21 protein-coding genes and 3 tRNA genes are annotated in these 24,089 nt (G+C 42.1%); 16 read left to right on the top strand and 8 right to left on the bottom strand.

The features are described from left to right. The first annotated feature begins 73 nt into the window (after positions 1-73). The 3 genes from trpB to M2419_RS06735 all read left to right on the top strand — a co-directional run bounded on the left by trpB (position 74) and on the right by M2419_RS06735 (position 2,934). Positions 74-1,264 (top strand): tryptophan synthase subunit beta, encoded by a 1,191-nt coding sequence (gene trpB, locus M2419_RS06745; protein WP_220801536.1) that lies wholly within the window; start codon positions 74-76, stop codon positions 1,262-1,264. A 94-nt stretch (positions 1,265-1,358) separates the two neighbouring features. Then, positions 1,359-1,901 (top strand): murein L,D-transpeptidase family protein, encoded by a 543-nt coding sequence (locus tag M2419_RS06740; RefSeq protein ID WP_153844732.1) that lies wholly within the window; start codon positions 1,359-1,361, stop codon positions 1,899-1,901. Between the two features lie 466 nt (positions 1,902-2,367). Continuing rightward, entirely contained in the window at positions 2,368-2,934 is a 567-nt protein-coding gene (locus tag M2419_RS06735) for an AraC family transcriptional regulator (RefSeq protein WP_120334066.1), read from the top strand. A gap of 167 nt (positions 2,935-3,101) precedes the next feature. Here M2419_RS06735 and M2419_RS06730 read toward each other — a convergent pair whose 3' ends face one another. The 7 genes from M2419_RS06730 to M2419_RS06700 all read right to left on the bottom strand — a co-directional run bounded on the left by M2419_RS06730 (position 3,102) and on the right by M2419_RS06700 (position 14,412). Then, positions 3,102-5,282 (bottom strand): DUF4954 family protein, encoded by a 2,181-nt coding sequence (locus M2419_RS06730; protein ID WP_153844733.1) that lies wholly within the window; start codon positions 5,280-5,282, stop codon positions 3,102-3,104. A gap of 8 nt (positions 5,283-5,290) precedes the next feature. Further along, the gene (gene glmS, locus M2419_RS06725; protein ID WP_182331832.1) at positions 5,291-7,132 is read right to left on the bottom strand and encodes a glutamine--fructose-6-phosphate transaminase (isomerizing); all 1,842 of its coding nucleotides are present in this window, start codon (positions 7,130-7,132) and stop codon (positions 5,291-5,293) included. Between the two features lie 150 nt (positions 7,133-7,282). Continuing rightward, on the bottom strand, positions 7,283-10,465 hold the full coding sequence (locus M2419_RS06720; protein WP_153844735.1) for an efflux RND transporter permease subunit: 3,183 nt from the start codon (positions 10,463-10,465) through the stop codon (positions 7,283-7,285). A gap of 64 nt (positions 10,466-10,529) precedes the next feature. After that, positions 10,530-11,585 (bottom strand): efflux RND transporter periplasmic adaptor subunit, encoded by a 1,056-nt coding sequence (locus M2419_RS06715; RefSeq protein ID WP_153844736.1) that lies wholly within the window; start codon positions 11,583-11,585, stop codon positions 10,530-10,532. Between the two features lie 14 nt (positions 11,586-11,599). Then, entirely contained in the window at positions 11,600-12,943 is a 1,344-nt protein-coding gene (locus M2419_RS06710; RefSeq protein ID WP_153844737.1) for a TolC family protein, read from the bottom strand. A 28-nt stretch (positions 12,944-12,971) separates the two neighbouring features. After that, on the bottom strand, positions 12,972-13,571 hold the full coding sequence (locus M2419_RS06705; protein WP_153844738.1) for a TetR/AcrR family transcriptional regulator: 600 nt from the start codon (positions 13,569-13,571) through the stop codon (positions 12,972-12,974). 169 nt (positions 13,572-13,740) lie between these two features. Continuing rightward, a complete protein-coding gene (locus tag M2419_RS06700) occupies positions 13,741-14,412 on the bottom strand; it encodes an NrtR DNA-binding winged helix domain-containing protein (RefSeq protein WP_075992906.1) in 672 nt (223 codons plus the stop codon). A 185-nt stretch (positions 14,413-14,597) separates the two neighbouring features. On the opposite strand from M2419_RS06700, the gene pfkA reads away from it, so the two are divergent. The 13 genes from pfkA (at position 14,598) to M2419_RS06635 (ending at position 23,269) form a co-directional block, all read left to right on the top strand. Beyond that, positions 14,598-15,575 (top strand): 6-phosphofructokinase, encoded by a 978-nt coding sequence (pfkA, locus tag M2419_RS06695; protein WP_075994837.1) that lies wholly within the window; start codon positions 14,598-14,600, stop codon positions 15,573-15,575. Positions 15,576-15,592: 17 nt separating this feature from the next. After that, positions 15,593-16,444 carry a hypothetical protein gene (locus tag M2419_RS06690; protein ID WP_153844740.1) on the top strand — a complete coding sequence of 284 codons (852 nt, stop codon included), beginning with the start codon at positions 15,593-15,595 and terminating at the stop codon, positions 16,442-16,444. Positions 16,445-16,448: 4 nt separating this feature from the next. Beyond that, positions 16,449-17,447 carry a type I glyceraldehyde-3-phosphate dehydrogenase gene (gene gap / locus M2419_RS06685; RefSeq protein ID WP_070561154.1) on the top strand — a complete coding sequence of 333 codons (999 nt, stop codon included), beginning with the start codon at positions 16,449-16,451 and terminating at the stop codon, positions 17,445-17,447. A 176-nt stretch (positions 17,448-17,623) separates the two neighbouring features. Further along, positions 17,624-17,699: transfer RNA gene (locus M2419_RS06680), tRNA-Phe, on the top strand. Between the two features lie 50 nt (positions 17,700-17,749). Continuing rightward, a tRNA-Gly gene (locus M2419_RS06675) sits at positions 17,750-17,822 on the top strand. 5 nt (positions 17,823-17,827) lie between these two features. Further along, a tRNA-Leu gene (locus M2419_RS06670) sits at positions 17,828-17,912 on the top strand. 190 nt (positions 17,913-18,102) lie between these two features. Beyond that, positions 18,103-18,432, top strand: a complete 330-nt coding sequence (locus M2419_RS06665) for a helix-turn-helix transcriptional regulator (protein WP_075992909.1) — start codon at positions 18,103-18,105, stop codon at positions 18,430-18,432. A 39-nt stretch (positions 18,433-18,471) separates the two neighbouring features. Beyond that, positions 18,472-19,041 (top strand): DUF6428 family protein, encoded by a 570-nt coding sequence (locus M2419_RS06660; protein WP_259254599.1) that lies wholly within the window; start codon positions 18,472-18,474, stop codon positions 19,039-19,041. 15 nt (positions 19,042-19,056) lie between these two features. Further along, the gene (locus M2419_RS06655; protein ID WP_075992911.1) at positions 19,057-19,476 is read left to right on the top strand and encodes an arsenate reductase ArsC; all 420 of its coding nucleotides are present in this window, start codon (positions 19,057-19,059) and stop codon (positions 19,474-19,476) included. A 22-nt stretch (positions 19,477-19,498) separates the two neighbouring features. Then, positions 19,499-20,572 carry an ACR3 family arsenite efflux transporter gene (arsB, locus tag M2419_RS06650; protein WP_259254597.1) on the top strand — a complete coding sequence of 358 codons (1,074 nt, stop codon included), beginning with the start codon at positions 19,499-19,501 and terminating at the stop codon, positions 20,570-20,572. 45 nt (positions 20,573-20,617) lie between these two features. Further along, complete coding sequence (locus M2419_RS06645; protein WP_259254596.1) at positions 20,618-21,526, top strand: SMP-30/gluconolactonase/LRE family protein; 909 nt, start codon at positions 20,618-20,620, stop codon at positions 21,524-21,526. A 163-nt stretch (positions 21,527-21,689) separates the two neighbouring features. Then, positions 21,690-22,028, top strand: coding sequence for a YciI family protein (locus M2419_RS06640; RefSeq protein WP_259254595.1), 339 nt, complete (start codon positions 21,690-21,692; stop codon positions 22,026-22,028). A gap of 5 nt (positions 22,029-22,033) precedes the next feature. Next, positions 22,034-23,269, top strand: coding sequence for an RNA polymerase sigma factor (locus tag M2419_RS06635; protein WP_259254594.1), 1,236 nt, complete (start codon positions 22,034-22,036; stop codon positions 23,267-23,269). Positions 23,270-23,357: 88 nt separating this feature from the next. Here the strand turns inward: M2419_RS06635 and M2419_RS06630 are convergent, their stop codons facing one another. Then, positions 23,358-23,954 (bottom strand): FMN-dependent NADH-azoreductase, encoded by a 597-nt coding sequence (locus M2419_RS06630; RefSeq protein ID WP_259254593.1) that lies wholly within the window; start codon positions 23,952-23,954, stop codon positions 23,358-23,360. Positions 23,955-24,089 lie beyond the last annotated feature (135 nt).

The following is a 24,089-nucleotide window of genomic DNA, read 5'->3' as shown; positions in this document are numbered from 1 at the left end:
ATACCTGCAAAGATTACTATATTAGGCTTCAATAAATAATATATCCTTTTACAACAAGAAACTTAAGCCTAAAATGAGTCTAGCACAAGCAGCATCTGTCGAAGCAAACGAAAAGATGCTTCAATACAATGGTCAATATGGAGCGTACGGCGGATCCTACATCCCCCCGGTACTGGAAGAACAATTAGATAAACTGGCTGCTTTTTTCGATAGCCATGTCCAAAAAGAAGAATTTCAGAAAGAGTTTATTGCGATCTTAAAACATTATGTCGGTCGCCCCTCACCTTTATATTACGCGAAGAATTTAAGCGAGTATATCGGTTCCAAAATCTATTTAAAGCGGGAAGATCTCAACCATACGGGCTCCCACAAGATAAACAACTGTATCGGTCAAATTCTTCTGGCCAAACAAATGGGAGCAACAGAGATCATTGCCGAAACTGGCGCTGGTCAACATGGTGTTGCAACAGCAACAGCAGCAGCATTGTTAAACATCCCCTGTAAAGTATTTATGGGTGAAATCGACGCTGCGCGCCAGGCCCTAAACGTCAAGCGCATGGAATTGTTGGGCGCCGAAGTTGTAACGACCAACTTAGGTAGCCGTACATTGAAGGATGCCGTCGATGCGGCCTTGATGTATTACGTTGAAAATCCAACATCCTATTATCTACTGGGATCGCACGTTGGCCCACACCCCTATCCAAAAATGGTCGGCTATTTTCAAAGCGTTATCGGTAAGGAAGCACGCCAGCAGATTCTTGATCAGGAAGGGCGCCTTCCAGACAGCATCTTCGCCTGTGTAGGTGGTGGCTCAAATGCTATTGGCTTATTTTCGGGTTTTCTCGATGATCATGAGGTCGAAATTCATGGTGGCGAAGGCGGTGGCACCGGAACTTATCCAAAAACAGCTGCGACACTTTCTTTTGGCAAACCAACCGTATTCCAGGGAACCTTTTCGTACTGCCTTGTCGATGATGAGGGCAATCCGATCCCGTCAACCTCGGTGTCTGCGGGCCTTGACTACCCGGGGATATCGCCGCAACATGCCCAACTAAAAGATAGCAATCGTGCAAACTATCACCCCGTGACAGATGCAGAAGCGATCGATGCCTACAAGTTACTTTCTCGACTGGAAGGTATTATTCCGGCCATTGAATCATCACATGCTGTTGCTCTCGCGGTGAAATTGTTAAAAGACAAAAACAAAGTCGCTATTGTGAATCTCTCGGGACGTGGCGACAAAGATGTTGACCGCGAATTCTAGGCGGCAGCATCAAAATACATGTTTAGACCGAGTGCAGGGCCCTAGTTTAGGCAGTCGGTCTAAACATTTTATCCATTAGCTAACAATCTCCAAGATGAAGCGACCAAGAAATCGTCGAATAGTTTTAAAAACAGTAATCAGCCTCCTCGTCTTGCTTTGCCTGGGTCTGATAGGCTATAATCTTTATCCAGAACCAACGTTGGATCAGCATGCCAAAGTAGACAAGCTTATCGTCTATAAATCAAAAAGAACACTATTGGCCTATAATAAGGGAAAGCTCCTAAAATCTTACCGTATTTCATTGGGCGGCCAACCTGTGGGCTCCAAAGAATTTGAAGGCGATTTAAAAACACCCGAAGGGCTTTACACGATCAACGACAAAAATCAATATAGCAGCTATCACAAAAACCTGGGGGTCTCCTACCCGAATGAACAGGATATCGCCCACGCCAAAAGTTTAGGAAAAGATGCCGGTGGCGACATTAAGATCCACGGACTTCGAAACGGACTAGGCTTTATCGCTAAATTGCAGCGCCACATGGACTGGACTTTCGGTTGTATGGCACTTACAAACGCAGAGATTGACGAACTTTTTTATGCTGTTCCGATAGGCACAGCTATTGAAATAAAACCCTAACTGAAATAAAGACTTAACTGGAATAAAGACTTAACTAAAATAACTCTTGACTGAAACATACCCCTAACGACCTCAAGGCTAAAGCGCCGAATGGCCCGCCCATTACGCCCATTACGCTCATTACGCTCATTACGCTCATCCGCTGGCCGCTTAGCCGTTCCCCCCTATTTTACCCTACACCCTGTTTTCAAAATACTACAAGATAAACCCTAAATATTACAACGCCATGTCTAATAAATTATCGATTTTTGAGTTTACATTAGTAACTTGTATTTAAAATAATTCCGATGGAATATCCAATGTGATAAACACAAATACCGATGACCACATCACAGCATGCACGGCATCCAAGATTTAAATATACCTGCATAAAATCAACAGGATATTCCATAGGACCTCTAAAAGACAACATGCGAAGCATTCATGAAACCATAGGATGCAGACACAAATCAGTAATAATTTATATATGAAACTTGCAATAAAGAATATGGTATGCAATAGATGCATTATGGTTGTTGAAAATGAATTGGCTAAGCTCAATCTCCATGTTAAGCATATTTCTTTGGGCCAGGTTGAGATTGAAGAAGAGCTGACCAAAGCGGAGAGCAAGCAACTTGCTTCCAATTTTTCGGCACTTGGTTTTGAACTGATTGACGATAAAAGAACCGTCATCATCGAACAGGTAAAACATGTCGTATTGGATCTTATCCGTAATCAACATAACGATACCACCCTTAATCTTTCCGAAATCATCAGCACGAAAGTGCACCATGATTACAACTACATCTCCAATCTTTTTTCGGATGTTGAAGGCATAACCATCGAAAAATACTTCATCGGCCAGAAAATTGAATATGTCAAAGAATTATTGGTTTACGACGAACTTACCCTGAGTGAAATTGCCTATAAACTCAATTACTCCAGTGTTGCTTATTTAAGCAATCAATTCAAAAAAGTAACCGGATTGACGCCAAGCCACTTTAAGCAAATCAAAGACAATAAACGCAAACCACTTGATAAGATCAACGACTAAGGACCTGCGATGCGCTTCACAGCGCAGGAAGAAATCAAAGTTTGACCGCTTCTGCCTATCGCAGAAAAAGAATTTACAACGCCACTTTTGGGACATTACCAACTGTCAAGACCGCTAATACGTGATTCACAAAAAAAAGAAAAGGCTTCCGAGCGGAAGCCTTTCTTTTAAAATTGCCCTTTCAAATTAGCAACCCTTATCTTAAATATCTCTAATTCTTTTTGTTGTTGATTGATAAAAGAATTTTCCTCCAGTTTTCCTACCACAATATCGCGTTCTTCATCATTGGCATAAACCATGTTTTTGAACTGATTTTTGTAGTCTTTGGCCCGGGATTTATAAATCTGTTCACCAATCCAGATCCGGTGTCCAAGCGCCTGATCCAACAAAGATACAATTTTATCTGTTGATAAAACCATACCTTCCAAATTTAAGACTTCTATTAAAGACAAGAGTGCATGTACACGTTTATCTAAGGGGTATGCTTTACTTTTATCATGATAGAATTCATGAATATCATCCCATGAATCTATTTTTTTTGATTTGACATCATCCAGGAAAGTTTGCAGGGCATTGCTTTCGATCAGCTGTCCACCTATATTTTCCCAGCTTGTACGCGATCTACCCGATAAGGACCCGATAATATCCTGCAGTGACAGCCCCTCCTCAAGGGCATCCATCAAGTGCAGTACACCATAGTATTTAATAAACGAGCGATATAAATGATAAGCTTCACCAACCTTCTGAATAACAGTCGGTCTGCGTGAATTTTCGGCTCCTTGCAGCACAATTGTCTGATCTTTTAGGTCCATGTTGTTGGCAAGCAGTGCCCGACCGGCAACAATACGTTCGTGCTTATCCTTCCCCACGGCGGTGTGGAGACTATCTGCCACGGCCAAGGCCAACATATCCATCCCTTCAAACATCTCGTTCACCGTATCCGGTGCCAACATATCGTATTCAAAATATTGATTTTTGAAATGTCGATTGTCCCGCGCCGCATACTTATTGGCATTCCGTACCAATGCATACATGTTGTACATAAACCAATACCCCGGAATCAAGACCAGTTGATCATGTTGCACGTCATTGCTCACTAAGGTAAAAGGCAACTTGATATCCAGTTCATGCAGAAAATCCCCTTTCACAATAAGGCAATACGATGCAAATCTGGAGTTGTGTTTTAGGCTGACGCAGAGCCCAGGCCAAAAACCACGTCCCGCAATAATTTCACCATCCGCAGCTCTGGAGTTGTGATTGGATCCTACGGTTGCTCCGGCAGCCATATTACTTTGGCCCATCACCAATGCCGCACATAAAAACGAGTTGTTATGGTGCTGTTCATGCGCTGGAAAAATCAAGGAATTTAACACTTCACAACAGGAAATTGTCGAGTTGTCACCCAAATAAGAGTTGATCAAACGCGCGCCATATTTCAATTGTGAATAGGACGCCAGGATAAAACGTACAGCTTTAACGCCGTAAAATATACGACAGCCATAGCCAATAATTCCATTAACAAGCTCACAGCCTTCACCGATCTGCGTATACGATTCCTGTGAGGAATTGACGGTTACATTTTTCAGCTTGCTGACCCCTTTGATATAGACATCTGTCCCGATCTTGACATTCTTGATCGTTAACGTATTTTTGATGACGCAACGGTCGCCAATCTGGCTGTAATAGCCCCGTTGACTTCCAAATTTCTGATCAGTCAGTTCTCCAAATCGTTGCTGCAAAGCATGATCATGTCGATTGCGGGTCCAAAGGTATACATCTGCAGCCTGCATACCATCAAAAGGGTAAACCGAACGGGCACCATTTTCGTTGCAGAGCTCCAGCTCGATCCGTTTATCTGACTCTTCACCATCACGGAGAATACCATTCCCGAATTTGGCTGTACTACCAGTCTCCATTTCCTTGATCTGACTCAACAGCACCTCATTACCAACAATAAAGTAGGACAAGTAGCCGACATAGTGGACAGCAACATCGTCGCCAAAGTCTGAACTGATGATCGTCGAATGATACAGGCCAATGGGCAGCTGCAAATTGCGGTAATCCAGGTAACTCGGACTCAAATTGCCGATACGGACCAAACCATAGAATTTACAGTGCTGAACCTGATTCGGATCAAAGATTGCCGATACTTTGACTTTGGACCAGTCGCTGGACCAGTTTCCATTGTTAATCAACTGTTGAACCTCCGTTTCCGTCAGGTCACGGTAGTCATTACGCGGGTTTTGCTGAAAGCGCAGGGTATATTCGTCCTGTCCTGCTGGAATAAACTCATCTGGGATAAATCCATAACCCAGCTGTTCCAAAGGTTTCTTCTTCAATACACTCATCGGCCTCCTTACTCTACAGTTACCGACTTCGCCAGGTTACGTGGTTTGTCCACATCCAAGCCTAGCTCTACACCAATATAATACGATAGTAATTGCAATGGTACAACCGAAATCAATGGAGCAATGATCTCATCTGCCTCCGGAATTTCCATAAAATCATCCGATAGATTTTCAGAAACGGTATCGCCTTTGGTAACCACCGATATAATCTTTCCCTTACGCGCTTTGATCTCCTGAATATTTGAAACAATCTTCTCGTGATAAGTATCTTTTGTAGCGATAAAAACAACCGGCAAGTTCTCATCAACCAATGCGATAGGTCCATGTTTCATTTCTGCTGCAGGATAACCTTCGGCATGGATATAAGAAATTTCCTTGAGTTTAAGCGCGCCTTCCAGGGCAACCGGGAAATTATACCCCCTACCCAAGAAAAGGAAGTCTCGGGCATCTTTGTACTTTTTGGCAATGGCCTTGATTTTATCGACCTGCGTATCCAAAATCCACTCCACCTTTTCAGGCACTTCATTTAATTCCTGCGCAAGTTTTTGATAACGTTCTTCGCTGATCGAGCCTCTCAAAGAAGCAATCTTTAAGGCAATCAGGTTCAATACAGTCAACTGTGCCGTAAATGCCTTTGTACTCGCTACGCCGATTTCAGGTCCAGCATGTGTATAGGCACCTGCATCAGAAAGTCGTGCGATAGAAGATCCAACAACATTGACAACACCCAATATGATAGCGCCTTGTTTTTTCGCATTTTCCAATGCAACCAATGTATCAGCCGTTTCACCACTTTGGGAAATCGCCAAGATAACATCCCCCGGATGAATAACCGGATTACGGTAGCGGAATTCCGACGCATATTCAACTTCTACATTAATACGGCATAATTCCTCAATAACATATTCTGCAATAAGTCCGGCATGCCAGCTCGTACCACAGGCAACAATCACAATGCGATTGGTATTGCTGATCTCATTCGCAAATTTTTCAATGCCGCTCAGTGTAATCTGATGGGATTGCAGATCCAGACGTCCACGCATGGAGTCAAAGATCGTTTGCGGTTGCTCGAAGATCTCTTTCAACATAAAGTGATCAAAGCCACCTTTTTCAATAGCCGACAACTCCAGATCCAATTTTTGGACATAAGGCGTGATGCGCTCATTACCAAGATTTTTAAGGATCAACTCCTCCGGTGTGATAATGGCTAGTTCGTAGTCATTGATATAAACAACTTCTTTGGTGTATGCTAACATCGGGGAAGCATCTGAACCCAAAAAATGCTCATTTTTACCGATACCAATCACCAAAGGACTTCCTTTACGCGCTGCAATAATACGATCCGGATGACCGGCCTCCAATACGAGGATCACATAGGCCCCTACGACCCGTTTCAAAGCAATGCGAATCGCTTCTTCTAAAGAGCATTCATTCTGCAATTGGATTTCTTCGATAAAGTTGACCAGAACCTCTGTATCCGTATCACTTTTAAACGTATAACCTTTATTGATTAATTCCGATTTTAAGGAAGCATAGTTTTCAATGATGCCATTATGAATCATCGCGATGCGTCCGCTGTTGGAATAATGCGGATGTGCATTCCGGTCAGAAGGCTCACCATGGGTAGCCCAACGCGTGTGGCCTATCCCTGTGGTCGACTGCAGATCTTTGTCGTACACAAACTCTTCCAAGTTTGCGACTTTACCTGTTTTTTTGTAAACATCGATCTGCTCACCTTTATGCAATGCCACTCCAGCACTATCATAACCACGGTATTCTAACTTTTGTAATCCGTCAATGACGATACCGTACGCCTGACGATAACCTGTGTATCCTACAATTCCACACATGTATGTCTCAATTTTAAGTGTATATTTTGTTAATGCGCCGCAATGTAATAAAAAATATCTACGCAATCGATTGATTAACCTAAAATTAACACAAAAAGGGCGGCTAATGAAACATTAGCCGCCTTTTTCTATTGTAAAATGTATTATTTTTTAGTGTTCTGCCACATCTACATGGTCATAATCTTCCTTCATCAAGGCTTCATAATTTGTTTTTTCTTTCTTGCCAAAACGACGTTGAAGACTGTCAAAAATGGAGTATACCACCGGTACAATAACCAAGGTTAAAAATAAAGAAGATAACAAACCACCGATGATAACAATCGCAAGACCTCTATTCATATCGGCACCGTCTCCAGTAGCGATTGCAATAGGAATCATACCAAATACCATGGCAATTGTCGTCATCAAAATCGGACGAAGACGTGCATGATTGGCTGCCACCAATGCATCGTGCGTACTATCGCCAGCTTCCTTACGATGGTTGGCAAAATCAACCAGCATGATCGCATTCTTGGCCACCAGACCAATCAACATGATGATACCCAAAATCGTAAAGATATTCAAGGTCTGATTTCCCAAAGCCAAGAATAACAGGGCTCCGATAAACGACAATGGAATCGAGAATAAGACCACAAATGGTGTGATAAAACTATCGTATAAAGCAACCATTACCAAATATACTAGGATAATAGATGCCAATAAGGCAATTCCCAAAGTACCAAAACCTTCGGTTTGGTTTTCCATATTACCACCCCAGATAAAGACGATCCCCGGTTTACGCGGCAGTTTTTCAAACTGTGCCTGCCACTCTTGCGCTACGGTACCCATTGGTCTACCGATCGCCTGTCCCTGAATGGATACTGCCGGCGACTTGTCGCGACGTTCCAACAAAGTAGGTCCCGAACCAAAAGTAACATTGGCAAATTGATCCAAAGAAATAGAAGCACCCTGATTATTGATAAATTTCAGATCACGCACGTTGTCGATATTGGCACGACCATTTTCCGCATAGCGGATATTGATATCGTACTCATTATCGCCGGCTCTGTATTTGTTATCCGTATTTCCTGAAAATGCCGTTTGCATCGTCATACCCACAGTAGAGACATTTAGTCCCAAAGAGGTCATTTTATCACGGTCGATCTTCACATTGATCTCGGGATTACCCGCTTCAGAAGTCAATTTGACACCCGCTGCTCCAGGGATCTTGCGCAATTGATCTGCCGCCTTCTCTGCAAATTCCTGTGCATCTTCGACAGAAGCACCGATGATGGTCAGCTTCAATGGTGCCTGCTCCGCTCCCATGATACCCACATTGACGGTTTTGATTTTTGCACCGATCAGCTTATTTTCCAGTTCACGCTTTAATGTCGCTGAATACACCTGTGAGTTGCCCTCAAAATTTTCTTTGTCGAGGATCACGTGGATCTCCGATTTGTAACGCGAACCCGTTGTCGAAGCCATACCATCCGAAGACTGTCCCACTGTCGTAATAATTTCTTTGACATCGGGTTTCGATTTAATATAAGCCTCCGCTTTCTGCGTCAATAAGTTGGTCTTCTCCAGGGAAGCATCTTTATCGAGTTCCAACTGGATGAAAAACTCCTTACGGTCGATACTCGGGAAGAAATCCGAACCGATATACCCCTTACCAACCAAAACAAACGATGCCGCAAGCAAACCAATGGCCAATAATAAAGCTGCCAACTTGGTTTTCCAGGTTCTTAAGGCCCAAACTAACAATCCTGCAACCCAATGTGTAAAGCTGTTCAAACCGCTTTCAAAACCATGAATAATACGGCCAAAGAAAGAAGTTTTGCTCAAGTGCTCCAATTTACCAAAACGCGAGTATAACCAAGGCACTACCGTAAATGACACCAATAAGGATAATAAAGTCGAGATGATTACAGTCACACAGAATTGTGCCAGGATATTAGCCACCAAGCCCGTAGACATCGCGATCGGTAGGAACACCACCACAATAACCAAGGTGATCGCCGTTACCGTAAATCCAATTTCCGAAGCACCATCAAATGCCGCACGCACTTTGTTTTTACCCATCTCCATGTGGCGGTGAATATTCTCGATAACAACGATCGCATCATCCACGAGAATACCTACCACCAGAGATAAACCTAATAAAGACATCAAGTTCAGGGTATAGCCCATCAAAAGCAAGCCAATAAAGGTTGCAATCAAAGATAAAGGAATCGCCACCATGGTGATCGCCGCATTACGTAAACTCTGCAAGAAGAACAACATGATAAAGCCCACCAAGGCAATGGCAATCATTAAGTCGTGGATCACGTTATCGGCCGCATTCAATGTAAATTCTGAAGAGTCATTGGCCACCAGAATTTTAATATTCTGTGCCGCATAATCCTTCTCTACACCACTAATTACTTTTCCACTTTTATCGTGTACAGCAATCGTTTTCTTCACCGCTTCGGACACCGCTACCGCATTTGCATCAGACTGTTTAAAGACCTGCAATAAGATCGTATTCTGACGGTCCAGGCGGGCCACTTTTTCAATCTCTTTGATACCATCCCGTACATCGGCGATATCGCGCAGATAGATCTGCACCCCTGCCGGCGTTGTGATCGGGAGGTTACGCAGCTCCTCGATCGAAGTTACTTTACCCGAAAGACGGATGGTTGTCCGGTTATCGCGGGTACTTACGTTACCTGTCGGGAAATCGAGATTGGATGCAGCTACTATTTGCTGTACCTGAGAAATTGTCAGTCCATAACCTTCAATTTTCTTCGGATCTACAGAGATCTGGATTTCACGCTCCTCGCCACCGATCAGGTCTACTTTTGCAACACCATTGATCCGCGCAAAGACCGGCTGGATTTTATTATCCAAAAGATCATAGAGTTCTTTCTCCGATAAGTTGGAAGTGACGGCCAAACTCATGATGGCCACATCATCCAGGGAAAATTTGGAGAGTGAAGGTGTCTTTACATCATCCGGCAAATCGTTGATTACGGCATTGATTTTCCGTTGAGCATCGGTAAGTAGGAAGTTGACATCCGCGCCGTTGTTGAGGGTAATCATGACAATCGATACCCCTTCCAACGAAGTCGACTCCACCTTTTTGATACTTTCCAGGGATGAAATTGCATCCTCTATTTTTTTGGTCACCGAGCTCTCAACCTCTGCAGGTGAAGCTCCCGGATAGACCGTCTGTACCGTAATGACGTTAATTTCAAATTTAGGGACCAATTCATAGCCCAATCGCGTATAAGAAAACAACCCGCCTAATGTCAGTATTATAAATAATACGATAATTATACTGGGGCGTTTTATCGATATTTCGGTAATTTTCATTCGAATAATTTATTTTTAATAGCCATGCAACCGGGGTTCCATCTGCTACTGATTACAGTATGCTCTATTTAATTATCTCTACAGGGCTTTGGTCAAATAGATTGATCTGACCCGAAACAATCACCTGATCGCCATTTTGCAAACCACCTAAGATCTCGATGTAATCACCAAAGTTTCTACCCGATTTGACATTTGTTTCGATTGCTTTACCGTTTTTCAGCACAAAGATCTTGTTGTCGCTCACACTACCCACAAAAGCATTTCGTGGTACGATCAATGTATTGCTGGCAACGCCTTCGCCGAAGATGGCCGTACCATACATACCGGCACGCAATTGGTTCGATGCATTATTTACTTCGATTTCTACTGGGAAATTTAAGCTACCATCCGATTTAGGTGCAATAAAAGTTACTTTACCAGTAAAGCGTTGGTCTGCATACACACTCGCTGTCACATCAACAGATTGACCGATCTTTAAGGTCGCCACATTCTTTTCGTCTACATTGACACGCAATTTCAAGGTAGCAACATTCACAATATCGAAGGCCGCAGCACCGACACTCAGGTAAGTTCCCGGTTCGATTTTACGTGAATTGACGATACCTGATACCGACGTTTTGATGGTTACATCGCCAGCATTCAATTTAGAAGCTCTTAAGTTATTTTTCGCATTCTCAAATTGCAATTTCACCTGGTCTAACTGTTGTTTGGTTACACCTCCCGTAGAAAAAGCACTTTCAAAGCGATTCAGATCAGCCTGCGCGTTGGTATATGCGGCTTGCGCATTCGCCACGTTCACATTCAGTTTATCACCCTCGATGATCGCCAAAGTCTGTCCCGCACTCACATGAGAACCTTCATCAACCAATACTTTCACTACCCGGCCGGCAGTTTCAGCCGAAACAGTTACTTCCTGTTTCGGAGAAAATGTTCCGTTAGCAGTATAGCGTAAATCCATGGAAGATACTTTTGCTGTATCGATACGCACAGCAATAGCCACATTTTTCTTGGCTACTTCTGCTGTTTCGGCTTCGTTTTTCTTTTTATTCTTATTTAACACAAAAAATATTCCTGCTAGACCAGCAGCAATAATAAGTAGGGTAATAATTCCGCGTTTCATATTGTATTAGTCAATTATTCGTTAATGAGTGATTTAAGTTTTCCATTTGCTTTGATCAGCTGAACTTCAGCAATTTTATAATCCAGCAAGGAAGTGTTTAAATTATTTTGTGCATCTGCATAAGCGTTTTCTGCATCCAAAAGATCAGTCAATGTCGCTAGACCATTTTTATAGTTGTTGTTTGTATCTTCCAATACCGATTTCGCCAAATCCACATTTTTGCGATTCGACTCGATCGTCAACAAGGAGTTTTTGATCTGAACCTTTGAATTCTCTGCTGCCATACTTAAGGCCAGTTTCGTATCAGCAATATCCACCTGTAACTTATCAATATCAATTTGCGCCTGACGAACTTTCGATCGTGTCAGGAATCCGTTGAAAATAGGAACGGTCAGATTAAGTCCGATACCCGAAAAGCCGGACCAATTTACACCTTCAGCTTTAGAAAATAAAGGAAAAACAGGTCCCAAACCCTGTCTTCCATAGTTGGCAGTCAACGACAGCGTCGGATAATATTTGGAGATCTCTGCTTTTTTATTTAATTCAAGCAATTCATTTTGTTTTGCCAACACCTGAATCTCCGTCCTGTCAGAAACGTCTAGCGGATTATATACAGCATCTAAGGCAACGGTCTCAAAGGTGGAGCTCGGCATGGAAATCGGCTCCGACATGGACATGCCAATCACAAATTTCAACGCATTTTCCTTTAGCTCAACGGCATTTATCAGCTGTTGTCTAGAGGCTTTTAAATTCGTCACGGCAACGTTTGTACGGTCCAAATCAATCTTCTTCGCTAACCCATTTTTAAACAACCCCTCGATAACATCCCTTGTTTTTGTTGTGCTCTCCAAGTTGTTATCTACAGTTTTCAATTGCAATTTGGACTGATAAACATCATAATAACTATTTGCCACTTTCTCAATAAGCTGCTCATCTGTTAAAGTCTTGTTGACTACATAAAATTCACGTGTAGTTTTAGCAGCCTTCAATCCAGTAAATACCGTTTGATTAAACAGCTGTTGGTTTAAACTTATTGAATTTGTGGATTGCCATTTTTGTCCAAAAGCTGCCATAACGGTTGTCCCTGGCTGACCAACAAGCTCTCCTGGTAAAGCAACTTTTTGGATCATTGGATTGTAGGTAATTCCACCATTAAAATTCACTTGTGGCAATGCGCCTGATTTAACTTCCGCGATTTTATGTTCGGCATTTATGACATCGAGCCCTGCCTTTTTCGCATCAGCTTTGTTCTGCAAAGCAAATTTAATGGCATCACTTAAGCTCAATTGTTGCTGTGCATGACTCTGGAAAACCATCGTACCTAATAAAAGGCTGGCTAGTATTCTGATTGTTTTCATTCCTAATTTATTTGTCCTAATTTTATATCTACTTTTTATTTATACCATTAAAAAACAGCTTGGTAGCCAGCTTTTGTTTTTGCAACACTTCATCAAAACGATCCTGATTTGGAATCCCCGAAATGATATCCGAGATATTGCACATCAAGGATAAGCTCTTCATCAATTCCACATAGATTTCGGCCGTTTCATAAAGATGCTCTTCATTCAGTTCCCCTTTTTGAGCGCCCACTTGAAGAATTTCATACAGCGCCTGTACATCACGATTGTGGAGACACTGAAAAAAATCCTGCATGGAAAGTCCCTTGATCCATTCCAGATTTTCGTTCATGTGCAGCATATAGTATTTCCGGACAAATGCATCGCGCAGTTCCAGTATTTTCATGATCAGCTCGTAGGTAGTGCCCACATGCACAGCCACCATCTTCTCCTCCTCTTCCCTATATTCATCCGTCAAACGCACAATCACATCCCGTATAAGTGCATTCTTTTCCGAATAATAGTAGTACAAATTCGCTTTGGTAATTTTTATATCCTCCGCAATTTCATTCATCGTAGTCTTACTAAAACCGTAATGCATAAAGCGTCTTATCGCCGCATGAATGATTTGATCTTTTCTATCTTCCATTCTTCAAAAAACTCCTTTCTACTTTCTGACTTTTATCAAAAATTGTTCAAAAATATAAAAAGTAACATGTTGGGCAAAATAAATTTTGAAATTGTAATAATTTTGATATTAACCTGACAACAAAAAAGGCAAACTCGAGAGTTTGCCTTTTATTATACGAACAGATCTGTTAGAATGCGACCGTGTTCTGAAAATGTTTTAAAAATTTTCGTTTATCCAGTTTATAGAGCCGTGCTGCACGATAGGCAACTCCAGTCTGCACTTCGTCGAGTTCTTTTAGAAAGCCATAATTTTGCATTTTCTTTCTAAAATTGCGTTTATCGAGTGGTTTATTCAAGATTCCCTCATACACCAGCTGTAACTGGGTGAGGGTAAATTTTTCGGGCAGCAGCTCAAAAGCAATCGGCTTATAAGCAAGGCGCCGCTGCAATCGCTCCAGACAGAGGTCCAAAATCTGCTTATGGTCAAATGCCAGTTCAGGTACATTCCGAACGGGAAACCACTTCGCCTGTTTCATATAATTTGTAACAGGTTTGGTTTTCAATTTGGTATTATCCAGCTGCACGAGGGCGTAATAGGCCACCGTCAGAATCCGCCCCTTTGGATGCCGTTTTAATCCGGCAAAGGAATGCAGTTGATCCATAAATACATCTTTCAAACCTGTATTCTCATACAAAATTCGTTTTACGGCATCTTCCATCTCTTCGTCATTATCCACGAAAAAACCTGGCAATGCCCACCAATCCTTAAAAGGATATTCATTTCTTTCGGCCAAAAGAACTTTTAATTCTCCTTCGTGAAAGCCTAATATGACACAGTCAACGGTAAAATTACTATACAAAACTTCTAAATTTATTTATGTGCAATATACTGAGCTAAATTTAGCGGTTACTAATCATCGGGTTATCTGTAACAATTATACGCTTCCTAAACGTGATGCGCAAAAAAATATTGAAAAATTTATTCAAAGTGTAGAATATACACTATAAAAATCTTATATTCGTAAAACCTAAAATATAGCGTGTGATAAAAGAAATTAAAAAAATAGGTGTATTGACGTCGGGAGGTGATGCTCCTGGGATGAATGCCTGTATTCGTGCTGTTGTTCGAACAGCATTACATAAGGGATTGCAAGTAACGGGTATTTATCAAGGATACCAAGGTCTGATCGACGCAAATTTCATAGAAATGGATACGCGTTCGGTCAGCAATATTATACAACGTGGTGGTACAATATTAAAAACAGCGCGTTGCATGGAGTTTAAGACGCCGGAAGGCCGTCGAAAAGGATATGACAACCTGATCGCTGCCGGTGTGGATGCATTGGTGGTCATTGGTGGTGACGGTACCTTTACAGGGGCTAATTTTTTCTCCAAAGAATTTGAGATACCTATTATAGGTATACCCGGCACGATAGATAACGATCTTTATGGTTCTGATTATACCATTGGTTACGATACGGCCAACAATACTGTAATTGAAGCTATTGATAAAATCAGAGATACTGCGGCGTCACATGAACGTCTTTTCTTTGTTGAAGTAATGGGCCGGGATTCAGGTTGTATTGCGTTGAATGCAGGCATTGCTGGCGGAGCCGAAGCAATCTTACTTCCAGAGAAAGAAACCGCCATTGACGATTTAATCCGTCATTTAGAAGACGGTGCCATTAAGAAGAAATCGTCGTCTATTGTTATTGTCGCAGAGGGCGACCAAAACGGCGGTGCTTATTATGTCGCAAAAAAAGTAAAAGAAAAGTTTGATCATTACGACACGAAAGTTAGTATATTAGGGCATTTGCAACGCGGTGGTTCTCCAACGAGTTTCGACCGCGTGCTTGCGAGTAGATTGGGCTTTGCTGCTGTCAATGAATTATTGGCCGGAAACACACGAGTTACTGTTGGGCTTCGTGGTAATGAAATCAAGACAACTCCAATTGAAGAAGCAATCAGCAATAAGGAAATTAAACTTAGCCCTGATTTATTGGAGATGGCTGAGATTTTATAATCATAATTTGAACAGACATGATAGCAGTAGTATATAGTGGGTCTCGATTTTCCGACTGGAGATTGGCTGACAAGGGGCGGATCACCACGGGGTTCCGCATGAACGGGATCAATCCTTATCTTCAAGATGAGCGCTCCATACTACAGCATTTGCATAAAAACACCAACCTGATCAACAACGCCGAAAAAATCAGACGGATCTATTTTTTTGGTGCGGGATCTTCGTCGAAGGAACGTAAGGATAAAATAAAAAACGTCCTCGAACGTTTTTTCGTCAATGCGCGCGTACGGGTTGATCATGATGTCATTGCTTCGGCAATTTCGACTTTCGGCGACGAAAGAGGAATTATTGGCATCATTGGCAGTGGATCAAATGCAGCTTTTTATACAGGGAAAAAAATCATTGACAATAACTATGGTCTAGGTTATATTCTGGCCGATGAAGGGGCGACAAACTGGAACAGCCAGCAGTTGCTCAAACATTATATGACAGATACCTTACCTGTTGATCTGCGGGACAAACTGGAAAGAGAATTTAACATCGATAAGAAAACCATTTTGGAAAGGGTGTATATTTCCCCACAACCGACAAATTTTCTGAATTCATTTACCGACTTTGTCCTCGAAAATAAGGATCATCTATTCATGAGTCAATTGGTTAAAAATGGGCTTCGTACGTTTATAAAAACCTACATCAAGCCATTGATGAAAGAATATCCGGACAGTGATGTAAACTTTACGGGTTCAGTAGCGTTTAATTATGAGCACTTGCTTCGGGAAGTTGCCACAGACGAATTTAATATCAGTATTGGTACTGTTGTAAAAGAGCCGATACATAATTTAATTAAATATTATATCAATAAAAATTAAGAATATGAAAATTGGAATTAACGGATTTGGCCGTATTGGTCGTTTAGCATTTAGAGCGGCTATCAATCGTCCAGAAATTGAAATTGTTGGTATCAATGACTTAGTTGAACCAGATTATATGGCTTATATGTTGAAATATGATTCAACACATGGCAAATTTGACGGTTCTGTAGAAGTAAAAGACGGTAATTTGGTTGTTAACGGAAAAACTATCCGTGTTACAGCTGAGAAAGATCCGGCAAACTTGAAATGGAATGAAGTAGGTGCTGAAGTAATCATCGAATCTACAGGTTTCTTCTTGACTCAAGAGTTGGCTCAAAAACACATCGATGCAGGTGCTAAAAAAGTGGTAATGTCTGCTCCAGCGAAAGACGACACCCCTACTTTCGTAATGGGTGTAAACCACAAAGAATTGAAAGCTGATCAACACATCGTTTCAAACGCTTCATGTACAACAAACTGTTTAGCGCCTATCGCTAAAGTATTAAACGATAAATTTGGTATCGTTGAAGGTTTGATGACAACAGTACACGCGGTTACAGCAACACAAAAAACTGTAGACGGTCCTTCAGTAAAAGACTGGAGAGGTGGTCGTGGTGCATACCAAAATATCATCCCTTCATCTACAGGTGCTGCTAAAGCAGTAGGTTTGGTTCTTCCAGAATTGAAAGGTAAATTGACAGGTATGTCATTGCGCGTTCCTACAGCAGACGTTTCAGTTGTTGACTTAACAGTACGTTTGAACAAAGGTGCTTCATATGAAGAAATCAAAACTGCAATGAAAGAAGCTTCTGAAGGCGAATTGAAAGGTATCTTAGGTTATACTGAAGACGAAGTTGTTTCTTCAGATTTCTTAGGTGATGCACGTACATCAATCTTCGATGCAAAAGCAGGAATTTCATTGAATGATAACTTCGTTAAAGTTGTATCTTGGTATGACAACGAATGGGGATATTCAAACAAAATCGTTGACTTGGTATTAGAAGTTGGTAAATTGTCTTAATCAACTCGACCAGTAATCCTATAAAGGGGCTATTCTACACGAATAGCCCCTTATTTTTTTCCCTTAAAAATCAGTAGGTTGGCGTTTAAACGCAAAAAAAAGCACTTTTAGCTTTCGTAATTCAAATAATCCGTCTATATTTGCATCATCAATAAGGCAGACAGCTAAATTGAAAAGGTGCCATAGCTCAGTTGGTAGAGCAAAGGACTGAAAATCCTTGTGTCGCTGGTTCGAATCCAGCTGGCACCACCAAAAAGGAAGAACGCAAGGTTCTGACAGATTGAAAGAATAATAATTCCAATGCGAAAATAGCTCAGCTGGTAGAGCACAACCTTGCCAAGGTTGGGGTCGCGAGTTCGAATCTCGTTTTTCGCTCACCTGCCTAGGTGGTGGAACTGGTAGACACGCAGGACTTAAAATCCTGTTCCCGTTAAGGGAGTGCGGGTTCGATTCCCGCCCTAGGTACAAAAAGAGACGCCGAATATCGGTTGTCTCTTTTTTTTTCACCAATATAAACCCTTTGCTCCAAAAGTTAATAGTAGGCCATTTCGAGTTCGATTTGAGCGCAATACTTCGATTAATATCATCGTAGCATAATTTTTATGTTTCCAATTTGGGATTTTAGAAAAATTAATCGTAATATTGCAATAACATTATGGGACTTACTAAGACAGAAATATTCACAGAAGAGCAGAATCAGCTCGCCACAATGCTCAAAGCATTGGGCCATCCTGCCCGTATTGCGATCCTTCAATCCATCATCCGCGCAAATTCGTGTATCTGTGGTGATCTGGTTGAGGAACTAGGACTGGCACAGCCAACAATTTCCCAGCACCTTAAAGAATTGAAGAATGCGGGTATTATCCAGGGCACCATTGAGGGTGTACGGGTATGCTATTGCATTGAACCGAAAGCCTGGAAATTATTGAAAACAAACCTGGCAGCTTTCTTTGACTCTTATAAAGAGAACACAAACTGTTGCTAAAAAAATTTACATCAATCAATCGTTAAATTGCAATATAACATGAACAACTCCGCATTTATCAACTGGGAAACGTTTAAAACGCAGCTCCAGCAAAACCCGAATCAAATTTTACAATTTGAATATGCAGAAGGTAAATGGGTAGATCCCTCCTACCATATTACAGAAATCAAACAGGCTCCGATCGTATCCGTCGATTGTGGCGGTGTAATGAACTCCTGGACTGAAATCATTGTCCAAGTATGGGAACCAAGGGAAACAGAAGAAGGCCGTGCAATGCAGGCAAGTAAAGCGATGTCTATCGTAGATATCGTTGAAAAGAAATTATCGCTTAATCCCAATGCTATTGTAAAAATTGAATTTGGCAACTCGCAGTTCGATACGCGCCAAATGTATCCGGGTAATTTTACCGTATCCGGACAAGATTTAATCGTTAACCTTACTCCAGATTATACCCAGTGCAAAGCCATTAACCGCGGGGGAAGCTGTGGCACCACTTCAGATGGAGAAGAATGCTGCGCACCCGTTGCTAAAGCCGAACCTGTAAAGCTGGAAATGGTTAATCTGGCTGCTGATGGACCCGTTTGTAAACCTGGTGGCGGCTGCTGCTAATCAAAACATTAAAAAATGGAAAAAATATTGGTACTCTGCACCGGCAACAGTTGCCGCAGCCAAATTGCAGAAGGATTTTTAAGACATTTCGCAGGTAGCCGAGCCGAGGTTTATAGTGCCGGCATAGAAACGCATGGCGTTAACCCTAAAGCCATTCAGGTTATGGCTGAAGCCGGCATTGATATCTCATCCCACACCTCTAATCATGTCAATGAGTATGCGGCAATAGACTTTGACTATGTAATTACGGTCTGTGATAATGCCAAAGAGAGTTGTCCATATTTTCCTTCAAGGGCTAAAAAACTACATTACAATTTCCCAGACCCGGCAAAAGCTACCGGGACGGAGGAAGAAGTTATGAATGAATTCAGAAGGGTACGTGATCTTATCAAAACATACAGTGCTGAATTTGTAGCGGAAAATCTCGATAAATAAACATACCCACTAACAAAAAAATATGTCAGCCAACAACTGCGCCCCAGCACATGAAAGGAAAAAATTGAGTTTCCTCGACCGATACCTTACCTTATGGATTTTCCTGGCTATGGCAATCGGAGTATCTATTGGATTCCTTTTCCCGTCTTCGTCTGATTTTATCAATTCTTTCTCGAGCGGCACCACCAATATTCCACTTGCCATTGGCCTGATCCTGATGATGTATCCACCACTTGCCAAGGTGAAATATGAAAATATGGGCAAAGTATTTAAAGACACAAAGATACTGGGGGCTTCCCTACTCCTGAACTGGATCATAGGGCCTATTCTAATGTTTATCCTAGCGATTGTATTTCTTCGGGGCTACCCCGAATATATGATCGGCCTTATTCTTATCGGGCTTGCCCGCTGCATTGCAATGGTCGTTGTATGGAATGAGCTGGCGGAAGGAAACCGCGAGTATGCCGCTGGACTCATCGCCCTCAATAGCATTTTTCAGGTTTTATTGTACAGCGTCTATGCTTATATCTTTATCACCGTTCTACCCCCAGTATTTGGGATGAAAGGTCTTGATGTCAATATTTCGATCGGTCAGATTGCGGAAAGTGTCGGAATTTATTTAGGTATTCCCTTTGCACTGGGCATAATCAGCCGTTATGGCCTGATTAAGTTAAATGGAGAAGAATGGTTCCAAAGCAAATTTGTGCCGCTGATCTCTCCCATCACCTTAATCGCGTTATTATTTACAATTGTAGTCATGTTCAGCCTGAAAGGTGAACTGATCGTTCAGATTCCTATGGACGTTGTCAGAATTGCGATTCCTTTGGTGATCTATTTTGCCATTATGTTCCTGCTGAGCTTTTTTATCGGTAAACGAATGGGCGCAGATTATTCCAAAAATGCAGCCATTTCTTTTACAGCTTCCGGTAATAATTTTGAGTTGGCTATTGCAGTTGCTATTGGCGTCTTCGGCATCAACAGTGGCCAGGCATTTGCCGGTGTTATCGGTCCACTCGTGGAAGTGCCTGCATTGATTGCCTTGGTCAATGTAGCTTTTTGGTTAAGAAAGAAATATTACAAAGGCCAGGTGGTATAGCCCAAGAAAATTATTTATTGCCGGAAAATTGATAAATTAGTTGATATGTTCCATTCAGCTCATTCTCGCAGGCACTGGCCTACACTCCTGCTGTCCGTACTCTTCTCCTTAAATGGCTTAGACCTCAGCGCACAGTTGTTTCATCAGGACAGCCTAAAATTAATAGCCCGACAGTTTGCCTTTACCGAAGGGCCGGCAGTGGACAAGACCGGAGACATCTATTTTACCGACCAGCCCAATAACAAAATCTGGAAATATAGCACCAAAGGGCAACTTTCGCTTTTTAAAGATTCTGCAGGCCGCGCAAATGGACTTTACTTTAACCATCAGGGTCTGCTCCTTGCCTGTGCCGACGAAAAGAACGAAATCTGGTCAATCAGCAAAGATGGTCAGGTTACCGTCCTGCTGACCGCTATCGATGGAAAGAAACTGAATGGTCCAAATGATCTTTGGGCAGACAAGAAAGGGGGCATCTACTTTACAGACCCCTTTTATCTGCGCGATTATTGGACCCGGAAAAAGCCAGAAATAGCGGGGCAGAAAGTCTACTACCTTCCTCCAGGAAAAGCGAAAAAACCCATCGTAGTAGCTGATGATGTAAGCAAGCCGAACGGCATTGTCGGCTCGCCCGATGGAAGATACCTCTATGTCGCAGATATCGAACGGAATAAAACGTATAGGTACACCATTGAATCTGACGGCAAGCTCAGCGGACAGACAGCGCTTATCGATAAAGGTTCTGACGGGATGACATTGGACCATCAAGGAGATATTTACCTAACGGGCAAAGGCGTCTTTATTTATAGTCCGACCGGTCTGTTGATCGGCCATATTGAAGTAAATGAACCATGGACATCCAATGTCTGTTTTGGGGGTAAAGATCGTACGGTTTTATTTATCACCGCATCAACAGCCATCTATAGGATCCCCATGCATACCCGGGGAGTGGATTAATACCAACAAAAGAAAAAAACATGCACTCGATATTTCGTAACTTGCCATACACCGCAGCGTTTTAAAATGGACTGTTTCCAATGTTATTTTTTCAATTATCAGCACAGATGTCCCCTTTTGTAATGCTCGATCGTTTGATGGTAAATACTAAAATTTAAAAACGATGAAAGAATTTATGCTAATCTTCAGACTAAAGGCCGACGCTGATTTCAAGCCTTCTCCAGCACAAATGCAGGAGCGTATGAACTGGCTGGCCAGTATCGCTGCTCAGGAAAAATTGGTGGATAAGGGAAAAACACTTTTACCGACGATCGACAGTGGACGACATATATCCGCTGATCAAGTAGTTACCGACGGTCCCTTTACCGAATTAAAGGAATACGTCAGTGGCTTTATTGTGGTGCGGACCGAAAACATTGATGAAGCTGTAGAAATTGCCAAACAGAATCCAATATTTAAAATTGGCGGAAGTATTGAAGTGCGTGAGCTCCTAAAATCCTAATTCCGTTGGAAAAGCCTACATCAACAGCTGAGTTGATACCAGGTCTGTTTCGCGACCTATATTCCAAAATGACGGCTGTATTATGCCGTCATTTTGGATTGTCCGACATCCAGCTTGCGGAAGATATTGCCAGCGATACATTTTTAAAAGCTTCGGAAGTCTGGCCAGTTACCGGCATCCCAGCAAACCCACAGGCCTGGCTCTACACTGTCGCCAAAAACAAGGTAAAAGATTACTTTAAACATAAGGCTGTCTTTGAACTTAAAGTCAAAGACAATATCTTAAAGGAACTGAATGAAAAGACGCTGCCAGACGACATAGACCAACGTACCATTAGCGACAGCCAATTGGCGATGCTATTTGCCATCTGTGACCCGATAATACCCATAGCGGGGCAGATTAGTTTAGCATTGCAGATCTTATGCGGATTTAGTATCCTAGAGGTCGCCCAGGCGCTGCTCACAAATAAAGAAACCATAAAGAAGCGCATATTTAGAGCAAAAACAGCCTTAAGGGATAGCAAATTTGAACTAAAAGAATTATCCGATAGCCAAATAAGCGCTCGCCTAGCCGCAGTATTGAAAACGATATATCTTCTTTTCAACGAAGGATATTATGCTCAACATGAAAATCACATCATTCGAAAAGAACTATGCATGGAGGCCATACGATTAGCTCTCCTGTTGACAGCACATGAAACAACCAACCTGCCACAGACCAACGCTTTAATAGCGTTAATGTGTTACCAAAGCTCGCGGCTTGATGCCCGAATGGATAAGGATGGGGCAATCGTACTTTTTGAACAACAGGATGTGCAACAATGGGATAGCGATATGATCGATCAAGGTAATTTCTACATGGTACAGGCGACCGATACGCAGGAAACCTCCAAATACCATATCGAAGCAGCCATCGCTTATTGGCACACCGTGGTGGATAACCAATCGAAATGGGAATACATTTTAAAATTTTATAATCAGTTGATTCTGATCGAATACTCCCCCGTGACGGCCCTCAACCGGGCATTTGCCTATGCCAAGGTGTATGGCACAGAGGCAGGTATCGAGGAAACAAAAAAGCTTAATCTCATTAAAATGTCCCATTATTTTGGATTACTGGGCTACCTCTATCGGGATCTTGACCAAGCCGAAGCAATTGATAACTACACTAAAGCGCTGAATTTAGCTTCTTCATTAACTGAACAGGATGTTTACCAAAAACAAATCCTTGCACTCCAGTGATAATCGATACCAGATCCCAAGGCAAAAGTCTTGAGATCTGGGCTTAAAACAACGGTTTAGGTATCAGCTTTATTCCCTTGTGTTGACCCTAGTGGGGAAAGTCAGCCAATATCGCGTTGTAATCGGGTGAAAAATTAGGGAAGACCGTACCTTCTATCCGATACATCTGGATTTTCGTTATCCCAACATAGGTTCGGAATACAGCAGCTAGATAATCCGCTATGTAGTCTTGTACCGGCGATGAACTTTGCATTCCACCGGAAGCAATAGCCAAATAGACATCTTTGTCCGCGATAAGTCCAACACGATTACCGGTGCCATCATACGTGTAGGTAACACCAAAACGAACCAGTTGATCGATCCATGCTTTAAGGTGAGCAGAAATGCCGAAATTATGCATTGGCGTACTGATGACGAGCATGTCTGCCGCATTAATTCGCTCAATTAAATCATTCGCATAGGCCAATGACTTAATCGAACAATAATCTGGCGTATCTACTGGAGTATAAAATCCCTGAACCATCTCATGGGTATACAAAGGCGGAGGTGTATCAACCAGATCCCATGTGATCACGGAGATTGAGCCGTATTTTTTTCTGATACGATCGATAATTTCTTTGCCCAAATTTGTGCTATAGGAGCTGTCTGCTCTTGCACTTGATGTAATGTGTAAAATGGTCTTCATTCGTTTTAACTATTTTACGACTTAACGACCAAGAAAAACAAAAGGGGACACTCCATTCTTCGAAATAACACCCAATCCGATCATCACTCTTGTTCCGATTATCCAATTCAACCTTAACGATGTACCAATCGCTCT

Source organism: Sphingobacterium sp. BIGb0116 (assembly GCF_024808035.1).
Lineage (GTDB): Bacteria > Bacteroidota > Bacteroidia > Sphingobacteriales > Sphingobacteriaceae > Sphingobacterium > Sphingobacterium paramultivorum.
Note: the sequence above shows the minus strand (reverse complement) of the source record. Positions and strands in the feature narration are given on the sequence as shown.